Origin of the sequence: Blautia sp. SF-50 (assembly GCF_900101315.1) — a bacterium.
In the GTDB taxonomy this organism is placed as follows: domain Bacteria; phylum Bacillota; class Clostridia; order Lachnospirales; family Lachnospiraceae; genus Blautia_A; species Blautia_A fusiformis.
Genome location: NZ_FMUW01000006.1, coordinates 135406 through 152852 on the forward strand (window position 1 = coordinate 135406; position 17447 = coordinate 152852).

At 45.0% G+C, this 17447-nt stretch carries 14 protein-coding genes; all 14 read right to left on the reverse strand.

Translation table 11 applies throughout. The annotated features are described in order from the left end of the window. Nucleotides 1–10 precede the first annotated feature (10 nt). The 14 genes from BLP57_RS05790 to BLP57_RS05850 all read right to left on the reverse strand — a co-directional run bounded on the left by BLP57_RS05790 (nt 11) and on the right by BLP57_RS05850 (nt 17442). A complete protein-coding gene (locus tag BLP57_RS05790; protein ID WP_092070025.1) occupies nt 11–1024 on the reverse strand; it encodes a rod shape-determining protein in 1014 nt (337 codons plus the stop codon). Nucleotides 1025–1040: 16 nt separating this feature from the next. Beyond that, nucleotides 1041–1727, reverse strand: a complete 687-nt coding sequence (gene radC / locus BLP57_RS05795) for a RadC family protein (RefSeq protein ID WP_330389352.1) — start codon at nt 1725–1727, stop codon at nt 1041–1043. 126 nt (nt 1728–1853) lie between these two features. Beyond that, on the reverse strand, nt 1854–3455 hold the full coding sequence (locus tag BLP57_RS05800) for an NAD(P)/FAD-dependent oxidoreductase (protein ID WP_092070028.1): 1602 nt from the start codon (nt 3453–3455) through the stop codon (nt 1854–1856). After that, the gene (locus BLP57_RS05805; protein WP_092070032.1) at nt 3452–4657 is read right to left on the reverse strand and encodes an NAD(P)/FAD-dependent oxidoreductase; all 1206 of its coding nucleotides are present in this window, start codon (nt 4655–4657) and stop codon (nt 3452–3454) included. The genes BLP57_RS05800 and BLP57_RS05805 overlap by 4 nt, the downstream gene beginning before the upstream one ends. After that, nucleotides 4654–5928, reverse strand: a complete 1275-nt coding sequence (locus BLP57_RS05810; RefSeq protein ID WP_092070035.1) for a methionine gamma-lyase family protein — start codon at nt 5926–5928, stop codon at nt 4654–4656. Before BLP57_RS05810 ends, BLP57_RS05805 begins: the two co-directional genes overlap by 4 nt. 21 nt (nt 5929–5949) lie before the next feature. After that, on the reverse strand, nt 5950–6903 hold the full coding sequence (gene miaA, locus BLP57_RS05815; RefSeq protein ID WP_059085844.1) for a tRNA (adenosine(37)-N6)-dimethylallyltransferase MiaA: 954 nt from the start codon (nt 6901–6903) through the stop codon (nt 5950–5952). A 27-nt stretch (nt 6904–6930) separates the two neighbouring features. Continuing rightward, nucleotides 6931–9042 carry a DNA mismatch repair endonuclease MutL gene (mutL, locus tag BLP57_RS05820; RefSeq protein ID WP_092070037.1) on the reverse strand — a complete coding sequence of 704 codons (2112 nt, stop codon included), beginning with the start codon at nt 9040–9042 and terminating at the stop codon, nt 6931–6933. A gap of 4 nt (nt 9043–9046) precedes the next feature. Further along, nucleotides 9047–11665, reverse strand: coding sequence for a DNA mismatch repair protein MutS (gene mutS, locus BLP57_RS05825; RefSeq protein WP_092070089.1), 2619 nt, complete (start codon nt 11663–11665; stop codon nt 9047–9049). 282 nt (nt 11666–11947) lie between these two features. Beyond that, a complete protein-coding gene (locus tag BLP57_RS17980; RefSeq protein WP_021652024.1) occupies nt 11948–12085 on the reverse strand; it encodes a hypothetical protein in 138 nt (45 codons plus the stop codon). Nucleotides 12086–12220: 135 nt separating this feature from the next. Then, the gene (locus tag BLP57_RS18840; protein ID WP_084449169.1) at nt 12221–12400 is read right to left on the reverse strand and encodes a helix-turn-helix transcriptional regulator; all 180 of its coding nucleotides are present in this window, start codon (nt 12398–12400) and stop codon (nt 12221–12223) included. Between the two features lie 84 nt (nt 12401–12484). Continuing rightward, nucleotides 12485–13588, reverse strand: a complete 1104-nt coding sequence (locus BLP57_RS05835) for a DUF4179 domain-containing protein (RefSeq protein ID WP_092070040.1) — start codon at nt 13586–13588, stop codon at nt 12485–12487. Beyond that, a complete protein-coding gene (locus tag BLP57_RS05840; protein ID WP_092070043.1) occupies nt 13561–14115 on the reverse strand; it encodes an RNA polymerase sigma factor in 555 nt (184 codons plus the stop codon). Before BLP57_RS05840 ends, BLP57_RS05835 begins: the two co-directional genes overlap by 28 nt. Before the next feature lie 307 nt (nt 14116–14422). Then, nucleotides 14423–14623, reverse strand: a complete 201-nt coding sequence (locus BLP57_RS05845; protein ID WP_173907075.1) for an Ig-like domain-containing protein — start codon at nt 14621–14623, stop codon at nt 14423–14425. A 173-nt stretch (nt 14624–14796) separates the two neighbouring features. After that, a complete protein-coding gene (locus BLP57_RS05850) occupies nt 14797–17442 on the reverse strand; it encodes an ABC transporter permease (RefSeq protein WP_092070046.1) in 2646 nt (881 codons plus the stop codon). Between the last annotated feature and the right edge of the window lie 5 nt (nt 17443–17447).

Consider the following 17447-nt stretch of genomic DNA (forward strand, 5'->3'; position numbering starts at 1 on the left):
ATATGCCCCTTTACAGTTTTTTCTGCTTTACCGGCTGGGCCCATTTGCGCAGGTTTCTGTCGTGGATGATCTTTTCCAGGCCGTATGCTGCAGAAGTTTCATACAGATCAGAAAGATTAAAGGCAAATCCTGTATAGCTAGCCAGATAGTTATCTATATAAGGAAGCCGTGTACTGCCGCCGGTCAGATAAATGCCCTCTTTTGCGATATGATAAGCAATCTGTGGCGGGGTACGTTCCAGAAAAGATTTCATCTCTGCTGCGATCTGGTTCACACAGTTGGCGATCCCTTCATTAACAACGTAGGCAGAAATAACTTCTTCTCGTGGAAGTCCGGAAATACTGTCGATTCCGACTACTTTTCGGGCTTCTTTTTTCTGATCATTCAGTCTTCCCATAACTACTTTCAGACGTTTTGCAGTTCGTGTTCCAATCTGAAGATTATAATGTTTTCGGATCTCGCTGCAGATAGATTCGTTCATCTGTCTGCCTCCGATGGGGATCTTACGGCTGATGATGATCTTGCCGTCGGTTATGATGGAAAACTCTGTACTCTGTGCACCGATGTTTACGATCATGCTGCCCTGATTCTTTTCAGGGTCGATTCCCATGGCAATGGCATCTGCAATAGGGGACTCCACCATAAAAACACGGTTTTTCCGCAGCCAGTGACCATTGACCAGATGATAGTATGCCCTCTTTTCGATAGCAGTCATATCAAGTGGTACGGAGAAATACATGTCTGCTCCGAGACCGGATGTATGATCGATTTTTTTTATCATGCTGTAAAGGACGATCTCCTGCAATTCCAGATTTGCCAGCATACCGAAAGCCATAGGAGAATTTACGGAAATATCTGCAGGTGATTTTTCAAACATTTCATAAGCTTCGTTCCCTATGGCAAGGATCCGGCGTCCTCTGTAGGCTACCATGTTCTTTTCTATGTAACTTTTGTTTCTGAAAAATGAATAGACTTTTACAGAGCTGCTTCCAAGGTCTACTCCGTAATTATTTCTAAAAAGCATAAATCTGTCCCTTCACTTAAGTATATTCATCAAAAATCCCTTTTTCGCGGAAACTGACATACCTGTGATCACCGATGATGATATGATCCAGAAGATGGATGCCGAGGAGTTCACCACAATGATAGATCCGTTCCGTAACATCCAGATCAGCCTGGCTGGGGGAGGGATCGCCTCCTGGATGATTGTGGACCAGGATCAGGTTCACCGCCCGATACTTTACAGCTTCTACAAAGACTTCTCTTGGTGTGATCAGTGTGGCATTGACAGTACCGCGGCTTAAAAGCTGTTCCCCCGACAAATGGTTATGTCCGTCCAGCATCATGCAGTAAAGCAATTCCTGTTCTTCATGCCGGAGCCGCTCCATATAATACTTCGCAATGGTTACCGGATGGTGAAAAGATAATTCCGGTTTTGCAGCTGCGGTTGCCATACGCTTGGAAAGTTCCCCGATACATTTCAGCTGTATGGCTTTTACCTTACCGATCCCATGGATCTTCATCAGTTCCTGCATGGAAATATGAAACAGTCCAAGCAGGCCACTGTATCCGGTCTGTTTCGATAAATTCAGGATTTTATCTGCCAGAGTCAGGGAACTGGATCCCTGTACGCCACAGCGCAGGATCACGGCAAGAAGCTCTCGATCGCTTAAGGACTGTTCTCCTTCCCGCAGACATTTTTCATACGGACGCTGATAATCTGGCATTTCCATTATAGTATCTTTCATATGATTTCCCTTTTCGCTCTCGAAGAAGGGGATGCAAAATTGCAGAAGTTATTTTAGCATAAAAAAGCAGGGATGTACACTCTATCCCGGAAATTTCCACTTTTTTCACATTTTGTTTACAGGCAGGGCATAAACAGAAGCGACTGCTTCTGCCACCTTGATCCCGTCCATCGCTGCGGATGTAATGCCTCCGGCGTAACCGGCGCCCTCTCCGCAGGGGTAGATCCCTTCTATATTGGAAGTGAGCTTTTTCGGTTCCCGAACGATCCGTACAGGAGAAGAGGTACGGCTTTCTACTCCTTCCAGCAATGCATCCGGTCGGTCAAAACCGGAAAGCTTTTTTCCAAAAGCATGGATTCCTGCTTCAATGGAATCGCCGATCTCTTTCGGGAAAATACTGCGGACATCGGTAAGTGTATAAGCTCCTTTGATACAGGGGATCACATCTCCAAGCCTGGTACTTTTCTGATGGGTACAGTAATCTTTGAAAAGCTGTACCGGAATTTTTCCTTTTCCGGCTTCCCAAGCAGCGCGCTCCAGTTTTCGCTGCAGAGCGATTCCGCCGAGAACTCCCTCTTCAGGAAAATCAGAAGGGTTTACCGTAACGATGATAGCACTGTTGGCATTATGGCTGTCACGTGCCTGATAGCTCATACCATTCACTGCAAGCATACCTTTTTCAGAAGATGCATTTACAACATATCCGCCGGGACACATACAGAAAGAATAAACGCCACGTCCGTTTTCCAGTGTATGTGTAACCTTGTAGCTGGATGCACCCAGACGGTCGTTTTCCGGTTCTCCGTAAAGATCCTGGTTGATCATAGTCTGCGGATGTTCCACACGTACCCCCACTGCAAAAGATTTCGGCTCCATGTTAATATTGTGTTTTTCCAGCATGGCAAACGTATCTCTGGCGCTGTGGCCGGGAGCAAGAATGCAGATTTCTGCCGGTATTTCCTCTTTTGCATTGACAATGACTGCATTAAGCTTCCGGTCACGGATCATCAGATCAGTTACTGTGGAACGAAAACGGAATTCCCCGCCCATTTCTTCAATCTGATGACGCATAAACTGAACGATACCTACAAGCTGATCTGTGCCAAGATGAGGCTTTTGCTGGTAAAGGATCTCAGAGGGAGCTCCTGCCTCCACAAATCGGGAAAGAACTTCCTTTCCTCTTCCAAAAGTATCTTTTACCAGAGTATTCAGCTTTCCATCGGAAAAAGTCCCTGCACCGCCCTCTCCGAACTGTACATTGGAATTCGGATCCAGGATGCCGTTTTTCCAGAAATTTTCCACGGTTTCCTGGCGTTTGTCTGCTTCTTCTCCCCGTTCCAGTACCAGTGGACAGTACCCGGCTTTGGCCAGGTACCAGGCACAGAATAATCCTGCAGGTCCGCTTCCGATCACTACAGGACGATGGGACAGAGTTTCAGAACCAGAGGAGGGGAAATGATATTTCTTCTCCGAGATTAACATAATATTTTTATCGTGAACCTTTTTGAGAACACGGGATTCGTTATCCAGTTTAATATCTACAGTGTAGACAAATTTTTTGTCCTCTTTGTGCCGGGCATCCAGAGATTGTTTTCGGATTTCATAGGTGAACGGCTGATTTCCAAGACGAAGCATTTTTGCTATTTTTCGGTGAAGCTGCTCTTCTGTATGAGTGATGGGAAGCTTCAGCTGTGTGATCCGGATCATTTTTCTTCCTCCTTTGCTGCCCAGATACCGGCGGCAGCTCCGCTTGACCACGCCCACTGCAGGTTATAACCTCCGCAGGTACCGTCAATGTCAAGGAGCTCTCCGGCAAAATAAAGACCTTTATGAAGTCTGGACTCCATGGTTTTGCTGTGAACTTCAGACGTATCCACTCCACCGGAACAAACCTGTGCCTGTTCAAAGGAAAGGCCGTTTTTTACCGGAAGACGAAAATTGGTGATCCCACGGATAAAATCCTTCTGTGCACATAAAACACGGATCAGTTTTTCAGGAAAAAGTCCGATGAGAAGTTCTTTTTCTGTTTTGTAAGGACAGGCTGCTTTTCTGCGCTCCAGGTATTCTTCCAGCTCTTTCCGGTTCAGTTCCGGAAAAAAATTTATGGAAAGCTCCACATTTTTGTTCTCATGGACGGCACGGATAGCATAGCGGGAAATCTGGAATACCGGGATCCCGGATACACCGTAATCGGTAAGCTGCAGCTCTCCTTGCTGGGAGACTGTCGGTGTGCCGTCTATATAAAGTGTTATTTTCCCTTCTGTCCGTACACCACTCCAGCCGGAAAAAGAATTTCCCTTACATTTCAGAGCTGTCAGTGCTGGAAGGGGTTCGATCAGATGATGTCCGAGACTTTTTGCAATTTCATATCCGCTTTCGCAGGAACCTGCAACGGAAGACGCACGGGAACCATTTGCAAGGATCACGGCATCACCACTGTAGGTCCATCCGTCCGTATGGATCTTCCACTGTCCGTCTGTAAAAGACACGCCGGTAACGGTCTGATTGGTTTTCAGCTTTACCTTCAGGCTGCGTGCCTTCATGACAAGAACATCTACCACACTCTGTGCCTGGTTGCTTCGGGGATAGATCCATCCGCTGCGGTCTGTGATACAGATTCCCAGTTCCTGAAAGAATTTCAGAGTTTTTTCCACAGGAAACTGTGCCAGGGCATCTTTGGCAAATTCAGGATGAGATCCCCGGTAAGCGTTTTCATCCTGATTTAGGTTCGTCATATTACAACGGCCGTTTCCCGTAGCACAGATTTTTCTGCCGGGACGGTCATTTTGTTCCAGAACCGTAACTGCAGCTCCGTATACAGCAGCCTGAATAGCTGCCATAAGACCGGAAGCACCGGCTCCTATGACAAAGATCTGTTTTTTTAAGTCCGGTCCTTCGGATTTTTTCATAAGCTCACAAGTTCCTTATCAACCATATACTGAAGAGATTTCAGGATTCCCAGCTTTGCATGCTCCCAGGTGAGACCACCCTGGAAATAAACTGCATAAGGCGGTTTCATAGGACCATCGGCAGAAAGCTCGATGGAAGAACCCTGGATGAAAGCACCTGCTGCCATGATCACCTGGCTGTCATATCCCGGCATATCCCAAGGCTCTGGTGTTACAAAGCTGTCTACCGGTGCAGCAGCCTGGATACCCTGGCAGAATGCTACAAGACCCTCCGGTGTTCCGAGAGTGACCGCCTGGATGATATCCTGACGTGGCTCTGTGCTGTTGGGAACTACCGGGAAACCAAGCTTTTCGTAAATGTTCGCTGCAAAAACAGCGCCCTTTAAAGCTCCTTTGGTGATCATCGGTGCAAGGAAAAATCCCTGATACAGAGAACGGTTTACACCAAGAGTTGCACCAACTTCCATGCCCAGTCCCGGGCAGGTCATACGGTAGGAGGCATTTTCCACACAGTCTTTTCTTCCTGCGATATAACCACCGATAGGAGCAAGGCCGCCACCTGGATTTTTGATCAGGGAGCCGACCATGATATCTGCACCTACATCACTGGGCTCGATGGTATCTACGAATTCTCCGTAGCAGTTATCTACCATGCAGATCACATCCGGCTTGATCTTTTTTACAAAAGAGATCAGCTCACCGATCTGTTTTACGGAGAAAGAAGGACGGGTCTGATAGCCTTTGGAACGCTGGATGGTTACCAGCTTTGTTTTTTCATTGACTGCTTTTCTGATGTTTTCATAATCAAAGGTACCATCCTCGAGAAGATCCACCTGACGATATTTTACGCCATATTCCGCAAGGGAACCATTGGACGGGCGGATACCGATCACTTCTTCCAGGGTATCGTAAGGCTTTCCTACAGGGGAAAGAAGCTCGTCACCGGGGCGCAGGTTTCCGAAGAGAGCAATGGCAAGTGCATGAGTTCCACAGGTGATCTGCGGGCGTACCAGGCAGGCTTCTGTGTGGAAGGTATCGGCATAAACCTGCTCCAGAGTTTCGCGGCCAAGGTCGTTGTAGCCATAACCGGAGGAAGCTCCGAAACAAGCCTCACTGACACGGTTCTTCTGCATGGCGCGGATAACCTTCATCTGGTTGTATTCTGCAGTCTTATCAAATTTCTCAAAACGTTCTTTCAGGGAATCTTCCACAGATTTACCGAAATCGTAAACTGCAGAAGAGATTCCAAGCTGTGCATATAATTCTTTCATGATCATTTTTCCTTTTTTATTTTATTTGGCAGGGAGGATTCCCTTTTCCCTGCATACAGAAAGCATGTAGGAAAGGATCCTGCTGTCATCGTAATCAAAGTTATCTTTATCTACCCAAGTTACTTCGCCTTCTCTGCGGAACCAGGTAAGCTGACGTTTGGCAAAGTGTCTGGTGTCACGTTTCAGGACCCTTACGGCTTCCTCATAAGAATAGTTTCCGTCCATCCAGTCCAGGATTTCCTTATAGCCAAGCCCCTGCATGGAAACCATTCCCCTGTGGCAGCCCATCTCCCGAAGCTTTTTAACTTCTTCTGTCAGACCGTTTTTAAGCATTTCGTCCACTCTTGTGTCAATGCGTTCATAGAGAAGTGGGCGTGGTGCGTTCAGGACGAAATAAGCCAGTGCATAGGGACTGGTATGCTCCTTCTGTTCTTCATTATGTTCGGAGATCCTGGTACCGTTCTGTTTATAAAATTCCAGGGCACGTATCACCCGCTTGACATTGTTCTCATGGATATCTTCGGCTGACTTGGGATCGACCTTAGCAAGCATGTCATGGAGAAATGCAGGCCCCTTCTGCTCTGCCAGCTCTTCCAGCTCCCTGCGGTAATGTTCATCCTGGTCGGAGCTGGTAAAATCAATATCTCTGGTCACAGACTGAATATAAAATCCTGTGCCGCCTACCAGGATCGGAATCCGGCCTTTGTCATAAATTTTGTCCATGGCATCTTTTGCCATTTGCTGAAAAAGGACAATGTTAAAATCTTCTGTTGGCTCCAGTACATCCACCAGATGATGTGGGACGCCATCCATTTCTTCCGGCGTGATCTTGGCGGAACCGATATCCATATGGCGGTAAACCTGCATGGAATCCGCGGAAATGATCTCTCCGTTTACTGCTTTTGCAAGGGCAATGGAAAGCTTTGTTTTTCCCACGGCAGTAGGCCCGGTAAGGACGATAAGAGGTTTTTTCATAGATTTTCTCCGTTTATGATAGGTATCTTACACGATACGTTTAAATTTTTTTTCAATCTCTGTCTTACTCATGGCAATGATGGTTGGCCTTCCATGAGGACAGTTATAAGGATTTTCCAGTGTCAGAAGTTCATCGATCAGCTTGTCGGCTTCCTGGGGTGACATGGAATGATTGCCTTTTACAGCAGCTTTGCAGGCCATAGTTGCAAGCCTTGCGGTAAACAGTTCAAATGCATCTTTGGAGCCGTCTGCAGTGAGATGGTCCAGCATTTCCAGAAACAGCTCTTCCTCTGTCATTCCCAGAAGACTGGATGGCACCGCACTGATACTGTACTCTCTTCCCCCAAAAGGTTCGATCTCAAAACCGAAATCCCGAAAATATTTTTCGTTTGCTTTTAACAGGTTTTCTTCCTCAAGGCTGAGTGAAACGATCAGCGGAGGGCTTACGTACTGAGACTGGATATTCTGAGACTGGAACAGCTTTACGAACCGCTCATAATATACTTTTTCATGGGCCGCATGCTGGTCAATGATATAAAAATTATCTTCGAACTGTACCAGCCAGTAGGTGTCAAACAGCTGTCCGATCAGCCTGTGGCGGCTTCTGGATTCCGGGGCAAGAAGCCGTTCTTCGAAAAGTTCCAGCTGTTTTGGCGTTTCCTGTTCCAGGGATTTGATCGGCTCGCTGTTTATCTCAGGAGATGTCGATTCGGCAGGTTTTTCAGATATCACTTCTGGATCAGCTGTTTCTACAGCGGAAGTCTCTTTTTTTCCGTCCTTCAGTGTGCCGGAAAACATTTCCTCTTCTTCTTTTGTAAAGGGCTGAGATCTATATACGGGATTTTCCCGCAGAGAACCCATATGCCTGTATTTATCTGTAAAAGAATCTGAAGAACTGTGAGCTGTTTCAGCTGAGCCATAGGAGGCTGTACTATTTGTCAACTTATTATAAGGTATCGATGAAACCGGCGATGTATGTACTTCAGAAGCTGTCGGTGCAATATGGGAAGCTATATTCGCCGTCCGGTTCTGGTGTCCGTACATCTCCTGCCGTCTTTTTACCTCGAAAGGTTCCGGAACATTTCCTGGCTTCATCTGCTCGTTGTGAGATGTCGGTTCGTCTTTTCCCACAGATACCTGCGGGATTAGTTCTCTGTGAGTCAGTACCTTACGAACAGTTTCATAGATAGCCGTATAAACTTCGGTTTCTCTGGCAAAACGCACTTCTCTTTTTGCCGGATGTACATTAACGTCCAGGTCATTACCATCCATTTCGATCCGAAGGGAAACAAATGGAAATTTATGCTGCATGACCAGTCCTTTATACCCATCCTCAATAGCCTTGGTAATGATCTTGTTTTTTACATACCGGCCATTGATATAATAATTCTCAAAAGTGCGGTTTCCTCTGGAAATCTCCGGTTTTCCCACAAAGCCTTCGATCTTCATAAAATCATTTTCATAGGAGACTTCCAGAAGTGCTTTGGCGATCTCCCGTCCGTAAACGCTGTAGATCACATCCTTTACGCTGTAATTTCCGGAACTGGAAAGTTTCACCTGACGATTCTGGATATATTTAAAGGAAATTTCCGGATGGGAAAGCGCCAGCTGTTCCATCAGCGTATTGATGTAACCGGCTTCTGTCATGTCGGATTTCAGAAATTTGCTTCTTGCAGGTGTGTTGTAAAAAAGGTTCCGGATCAGGAAGGTGGTTCCCTCCGGTGCGCCCATCTCCTCCAAAGACTGTTCTTTTCCACCTTCGATCACATAGCGGGTACCGCTGATGGCAGAAGGAGTTTTTGTGATCAGTTCTACCTGGGAAACTGCGGCAATACTGGAAAGAGCCTCGCCACGAAAGCCCAGGGAGGCAATATGTGTCAGGTCTTCCACTTTTTCAATCTTGCTTGTAGCATGACGTAGAAAAGCAAGGGGAACCTGTTCTGCTTCCATTCCGGAGCCGTTATCTGTGATACGGATCAGCTTTTTTCCACCATCTGTGATCTCTACTGTGATGGCGGTAGCTCCTGCGTCAATAGCATTTTCCACAAGTTCTTTTACAACAGAAGAAGGCCGCTCCACAACTTCACCTGCTGCGATCTTATCAATGGTATTCTGGTCTAAAACTGCAATTTTTCTCAAGGTATCACCACCGGTTCTTTATTTTGTTCTGCAGATTATAGAGAATATTCAGGGCCTCCATTGGAGTCAGGTTGCCAATCTCCAGGCCTTTGATCTCTTCGATGATATCATTATCCTGCACCGTGTCAAAGAGTGACATCTGTGCCATATCCACCTGATCATAGGTGATCTTCTGTTTCTTTTTCGGAGCAGTCAGGTCTTTTACCGCTGCGGTGATATCTGCGTCACTGAGCTCTTCCACAAGTTCCTTGGCACGCTGGATCACGGAATCCGGAACACCGGCAAGCTTGGCCACCTGGATACCATAACTCTTGTCAGCGCCACCTTTTACGATCTTACGAAGAAATACGATATCGTCACCCTTTTCTTTGACAGCAATACAGTAATTGTTGACACCGGAAAGTTTTCCCTCCAGTTCGGTAAGCTCATGATAATGGGTCGCAAATAAGGTTTTGGCACCGCAGAGCTTGGTATTGCTGATATGTTCGATCACTGCCCAGGCAATGGAGAGGCCGTCAAAAGTACTGGTTCCACGTCCGATCTCATCCAGGATCAGAAGGCTACGGGAAGTGGCATTGCGAAGAATATTGGCAACCTCCGTCATTTCCACCATAAAGGTACTTTGTCCGCTTGCAAGGTCATCAGATGCACCTACACGGGTGAAGATCCGGTCAACCACACCGATGTTTGCACTGTCTGCCGGAACAAAGCTTCCGATCTGTGCCATCAGTACGATCAGGGCTGTCTGGCGCATATATGTGGATTTTCCGGCCATGTTTGGTCCTGTGATAATGGAGATCCGTTTTTTGTGGTTGTCAAGATACGTATCGTTTGGAATGAACATATCATTTTCGATCATCTGCTCCACAACCGGATGACGGCCGTTTCGGATATCAATGAGGCCTGTCTCATTGATCTTTGGCCGGACGAAATTATTCCTCTGGGCAACCAGTGCAAGAGAAGCGAAAACATCCAGTGCAGCCACTGCTTTTGCAGTGCGCTGGATACGGACAACTTCCGCTCCAACCTGATCACGGATACTGGAAAACAGTTCAAATTCCAGCGCATAAAGCTTATCCTCAGCTCCAAGGATCAGATCTTCCAGATCTTTCAGTTCCTGAGTGATATAACGCTCTGCATTGGTAAGGGTCTGTTTGCGGATATAATCCTCCGGCACAAGATCTTTGAAAGTATTGGTAACTTCCAGAGAATAACCAAATACACGATTGTACTTGATCTTCAGGCTTTTGATACCGGTACGTTCCCTCTCTCTTGCCTCCAGCTCAGAAAGCCATTTCTTTCCATCTGTCCGGGAACGGCGGAATTTATCTACATCTTCATTATATCCTTCCCGGATAATGCCACCGTCTTTCTGGGCAAGAGGCGGATCATCGGTGATAGAGTTCCGGATCAGCGAGGTAATGTCTGTCAGAGGATCCATATCTTCGTTGATCTTAGTAAGCAGTGGAGATTTGAATTCTGCCAGGACCTGTTTTATATAAGGAAGCATTTCCAGAGAAGAGGCAAAAGAAACCAGATCTCTCGGATTAGCGGATTTGTAACTGATACGGCTGATCAGACGTTCCAGATCATAGATCGGGTTTAAATATTCCCGGATCTCATCCCGTTCCATGGGTTTTTCATTCAGTTCTTCCAGAGCACCCAGTCTCTTTTCGATTTCCTCTGCATCGATCAGAGGCTGTTCCACATAAGACCGAAGTGTTCTGGCTCCCATAGCTGTTTTGGTCTTGTCCAGTACCCAGAGAAGAGAACCTCTTTTCTGTTTTTCGCGCATGGTTTCCACAAGCTCCAGATTACGACGGCTGGAGCTGTCGATAAGCATGTATTTCTCGGCAGAGTAAGGGCGGATACTTGCCATATGGGAAAGTGCTGTTTTCTGTGTTTCTTTCAGATACAGGAACAGAGCACCGGAAGCGATGATCCCGCTGTCGTAGTCACCAATTCCTAACCCCTCCAGATTTCCCACATGGAAATGTTCTTTTAGAGTTTTCTGACACAGCTGATCGTCAAAGTACCAGGGATCCAGGGCGAATACGCAGATTCCAAGACGTCCTTTCAGATCCTCCACATCCACACCACTTAAAAGAAACGCATCGTTGCAGATGATCTCTGCAGGTGTGAATTTATTGATCTCATCCAGAAGTTTCTGAGGCTTATCCAGCTCTGTAAGAAAGCAGTCACCGGTTGTGATATCTGCAATAGCACAGCCAAAATGATCTCCGATGGAGACAATGGACATCAGATAATTGTTTTTGGATTCGTCCAGTGACATGGCATCCAGTGTGGTTCCCGGTGTGACAATACGAACAACTTCACGTTTTACAAGACCCTTGGCTTTTTTCGGATCTTCTACCTGTTCACAGATGGCAACTTTATAACCTTTTTCTATCAATCGGTTGATATAAGTTTCCGCAGCATGAAAAGGAACGCCACACATGGGCGCTCTCTCTTCCAATCCGCAGTCTTTTCCTGTAAGTGTGATCTCCAGTTCCTTGGATGCAGTCAGCGCATCATCAAAGAACATTTCATAAAAATCGCCCAGACGGTAAAAAAGGATACAGTCGCTGTATTCTTCTTTGGTCTTTACGTATTCTTTCATCATCGGTGATAATGTACTGGTATCAGCCGGAAACCTAGTGTTTATGCGGGTTTCAGATGCCTTATATTTTTTTTTGACCCACTTTTGACCCATTTTTTTCTCTTCTTCAGTGTTTCTTGCTTTTTCCAAATATTTAAACCTCTTCCTAAATTGTCATTTTATCAGTAAAATTAGCTTTCTTTTCCATACTTTTCTTCATAATTTCTTATCGTGGTTGCTTTAAGATTCCGAACCTTATAAAGTTCCATCCATTTCTCATACCATTTTGAAACGGACATACTCGAATCAAAGCCTGGAATACCTGGGAGAACTTCCGCCAAATACATGTTTCTTTGCTTTTTCACCTGCTGAAGATTTGTTCCATAGATAGAAAAAGGCGGTTGCCAGATCCCTTAATTGTGATTCTGGCTTCTTACCGCCCATCTTTTCTTTGTCGGATTCCCTTACCTATTTCTTTTCCTCTTAGATTTTTTCCATAACATTACCATCCTTTTTCTAATAACAATAGATGATCATGCATGGCACTGGACTTAATTTTAACACAACCCCAAAAACCTTTCAAGACTGCCGATCTATCCATTTCTGAAATTTTTTCTTATCAATCAGGGTTCTTCGCCCAATTCGTACCATGAAGGTATTATTCTTCATAAGAGTTCTCATGGTTTTCTCTGAAAGACCTGTGCGTTCACAGGCTTCCTTGACTGATATAAGAATCTTATCGTTATCTGCTGCTTGTATTTTTTATGTATCATATATATTACAGCCAATATCTGAAGGCAGATGATATTGGCTGTTCCTCTCTTCGATAAAATTATTCTTTTGTCACCTGATTTTAATTTCTATTTTTCCTTCCACTGGGCTATATAAATCCAGAGGATCTTCATCACTTTCATAAACACGTCCTTCGCCTTCTCCGTAAGTATCTTCTATTCCAGTTTCATATTTTTTATATGTTGTGTTGTTTTTTTCTTCTTTATTTACATATAATTCTAATGTCACCGTTTTAGCATCTGGCGAAATTCCTTTGTATTTTGTATTATTTCTGCTTTCTTCAAACACGGTCTCTGTGTCACCATAATTTGTCATTCTATAAAGCCCCTGATTTCCTTTATCGTCGGTTCCTATTAAATAATAATCTTCATATTCTTTATTATCCAAATTTCCATAAATTGTACTTGCCAAATCGTTTAAGCTCATTTTTGAAATCGTCAGATTTTGATTTGGAGATATCTTTATTTTTTTATTCACATTTACATTTATGGTATTCTTCTCCAGTTCTTCCCAATTTGATGAAAATTCAAAAATATAGTCATCCGTATCTTCTGTATCTGCAGTATCCATTTCTGTTGGATCAAATAACCATACTTTCATTTTTATATCTGCTGTATTATCTTTAATAGTTGTATCTTCCAACCTATAATGACAAACCTGACCATCTGCTCCGTTCTCCTTTTTCTCCAGAGCATATGTTCCATCTAACTGTGCCGCTTTTCCATTTATCTCCACTTCTGTTAGTAGAATAGTCTCTTTTTCTTTTGAATCATTTATATTATTAGATATTGCCACCCATAAATTCTCCTTATCAGCAGCAATTTCATCTAACGTAATAGAAATTCCATTTTTAGTAATCGTTTTTCCAACACTATCTATATATGATTCTACATTTTCATTAATCCCCAATGCAGTTTGAATCCACGAAGTAATCTGTTCCCAGGCCGCCTTTATCTCATGCGGATGTCCCAAGCCTCCTATCAATAATGCTATTACAACTCCTGCTGCTGCAATCTTTGCTAATTTTAATTTCAAATTAACATTTCGCTTTTCCCATGGCAAGGAAGCTTCATAAACAAATTTTTCATCTATTTCTCCCATCAGATCCAAAAAATTGTTTTCTTTTTTCATATGATTTCTTTCACCTCTTCCCATAATCTGTTTCTGCTTCGAAAAAGACTGGATTTAATTTTAGTCTCAGAGCATCCATGTCTTTTTGCAATGTCTTTAATATTATCCATATACCAATATCGCCTGACAAAAATATCCCTGTCCTCTGCTTTTAAATCACTTAAAAATTTTTCTAAAATATTCAAAATTTCCTTTTTCTTTATATCCTCTTCCACATAATCCTTTATTGTACTTTCCAGTTTTTCCACTTCACCACAAATATCCATCATATGTGTATCTGCTCTTTTTGAAGCATTTTTCTTTCTGAAATTGTCCAATGCCAAATTTCTGGTTATTTTTCCAAGAAATGCAGGTAATTTTGTTGGCGTTTTGGGCGGAATCTTATTCCACGTTATCAGCCACGTATCATTTACGCATTCTTCTGAATCTTCTGTGTTATATAAAATATTCCATGCAATCTTAAAGCAAAATTTTTCATACTTTACTTCTACCTGGCGAATTGCATCTTCTGATCTTTCTAAAAATAAATTTATAATATGTATATCTTCCATATCACATTTCTCCCCTGTATATTAGTGTTTTTATGCAGATAGGTTATTTGCAGTGTGCCATATTAATGTTTTCTATTATATAGAACGTATTTTTTTCTGTTTGGTTGCACTTTTTTTCTATTTTTATAATTTTTTTTTGTTACCATGCTTCCATTATCACTATAACATATTATCTAAACATTCTTCTCTCTTGGTCAACTATTAATATCGTAATCTACTTCTGCAAATAAAACTACATGCAAAAAATGAAAAAAGGAGCTGCCATTCCATGTGTATTCATGAAAGACAGCTCCTGCTTGAATCATTTTTATTTAACAACTACTTTTACTTTTTTACGGATCTTTCCAGATTTCACTGTGATATAGGCTGTTCCCTTTTTCTTTCCGGTGATCACGCCCTTGGAATTTAGCGTCACGCTCTTCTTATTCGAAGAACTGTAGGTAACCTTCTCCTGGGAAGTAATCTGGCTGATGACTGGTTTCAGCGTAAGTTTTTTTATTCCTTGCAACAGTCACGCTTGATTTCAGTCCGGTGATCTTTGTTGTTCTTACCGTTGTTTTCTGCACAGTAACGGAAATGACCTGTTTCTTGCCGCTGGCCAGTGTAATGGTCACTTTGATTATTATTTGAATTCCAGCCCTCAGCCTTTTCATTGACAGAGGGCTAATTTTGGCTTAACAATTATTGAGCATCCCTTAACTGATCTACAATGCTGCATTTCGCTGCGTTATCATACATCATGCAGGGAATCAGCCACCCAAGCAGAAGAAATACCGGAATTGTCAGCAGGACAGGCAGAACGGTGAACCGATACTCAAAGAACCAGAACATACTGCCCAGCATTTTCCCCGCAAGAGGTCCCACCGCCAGTGAAAGCACAAAGGCCACCGATACGGAAGACATTGCGTAAAACAACCCCTCGTAGATCAGCATGGTTTTGAGCTGTCGGGGCGTCATTCCTACAGCCTGAAGCACCGCAAATTCCCGGCGGCGGGAAAGAATACCGGTCATCATGGCGTTGAAGAAATTTAAGAGTCCCACCAGCCCAATGATAGCACAGAGGATACCACCGATCAGAAGGAACATCTGCCGGAACTGAGCAAACTCAGAGCGAACCGTGGCTTTGCTTTCATACATCAAGGGCGAAAACTCACCGGCCGTGAGCTTTGACAGATATTGCTCTGCTTCGGCCTCGTCCGCTTCGTCCGCTGTGTCGAACAGGTAGAGCATCGGAACGACTGCACCACCGCTGTCCCTCTGTGCGGTGTCCACAGGCAAAACTGCGTTATATCCAATACCACCATAACGATAACCCATGGAGTTCGGAAGTTCTACCAAGGCGCAGACCGTGTACTCTACATCTCTGGCCCCATACAATTTTGCCTGAATGTACTCCTCCGGTGTGTCTTCGTTGCACAGTTCCCCGGTGCGGCTGTCGATATATTTCACATCATCCGCATAGGTAGCCGTGATCGTGTCTCCCACCTTGGGGTAGTATTCAGGATTGGGCAGATTGCCGTAATCATCCAAAGAAACCGCAATGGCAATGGCGTTATTGTCCGGCTCCAGCATAGGAGAAATATCTCCGTCGAACACTTGCAGCTTGTCAAACAGACTGTTATCCAGAGCCTCGATTCTGGTATCTCCCATCACCATATTGCCCCGGTGCTCCAGACGGCTCATATGGCTGTCCAACTGCTCGACGCTTTCGTACCTTGCATAGTCCTGCCGCAGAGCATCTTCCGTCATCCACAGGTATGCATTTTTTCGCACAGCATATCCCGTGCCGGAAAGACTGGCCTTTGTGTTTGCTGCGATCTCCTCGATCTGTTCTGGCGTGATGAATTCATCTGCCGGGTTGTAACGGAAATAGTCGGGAGTGCTGACGATAAAATCGGCGCAGGTCATGGAGGATACATACTTCTCCATGCTGAAGCCTCCCACAAAGGCACACAGCGCATTGAACAGTGTCACTGACAGTGCCAGAGACAACACCACCAGCACCGTCTTTTTCTTATTTCGTCCCAGATTGGCAAAGGCCATCTGATGGAGCTTGGCTCCCCGGGTGCTGCGCTGTTTTTTCTTAGTCTGCATCACATCCGTATATTTGGTAGCCTCCACCGGAGAGACCTTGGCTGCCATTTTTCCGGGCTTGGAGCAGGACAAGAGCACCGTCAACAAGGCAAACAGCATGGAACCAAGGAAGATCACAGGTGATGTGCTGATGGTGGTGATGCCTGCATCCAACTGGGTGGAGCGCAAGACAACAGGCACCAGAACAGCGCCGATGCCGTAGCCCAGCAACAGTCCTGCCGGAATGCCGATCAGACAAAATAGAAGTGCCTGCTGGCGAATGATACGTTTGAGCTGCCGGGGCGTTGTGCCAATGGTTTTCAAAAGTCCGTAAAACCGGATATCCCCCGCAACAGAGATCTGGAAAATATTATAGATGATAAGATACCCGGTGAAAATCACCAGCAGCAGAAAAGCTGCTATGGCGACCATCAGCTCTGGATCGAGCTGCGACTCCAGCTGGGATGAGGTATATCCCCAGTTAACACCGATTCGGACGCTGTTGGGATCAGTATAGCTGTCCCAGGTGTAGCCAAGATCGGTATCCACCTGCTCCATCTGCCCTTGAATATTTGTGCCGGAGGCCAGCATGACATTCAAATCGGTGCGGAAAGGCTGTAACCCTGTTTTCACTGCCTGCGCTTCGATGTCATCTGCGTAATCACGGCTGATGTTGATGTAGTGAACAGGCATTAGTTCATCATATTCCCAATAGCCCACCAGCGTAAAGGTATCTGTTATAGTAAAGGCGGTTTGATCCTTGTCCGTGATGGAATAGGAAACCGTGACCTCGGCGCCCAGCTCCGGCGTTACGCCAAGCAGCTGCAACGCTGCCGTATCCATGGCTACTTCTTTGCCGCTTTCGGGCATCCGCCCGGTAGTAGGGGTGGCATAGCTCCATTTGGTGCAGTTGGCATCCATGTAGCTGATCTCTGCAGGCGTTTTGGAAAAGACTCCTTCCGCAGTGATGCCAATCACCTTCCGTGCCCCCACAGCCTTCACCTTTGGATGAGCAGCGATACGTTCCGCCTGCTCGGGGGAAACATCTTTAAAGGTACCGTGTGCATAGCCGCCTACCTGCCGAAACTGGTAGGTTTCATAACTGGCGTTCAACGACAAGACAATGGTGAACATGGAAGTAAATAGCAGCGTTGTCAGCGCAATGGCAAAAATGGCGATCAGATTGCGGCGACGGTTCGCATAAAGGGATTTTAAGCTGAGCTTTCGAATACATTTTCTGTTTTTGACATTCATCGTAG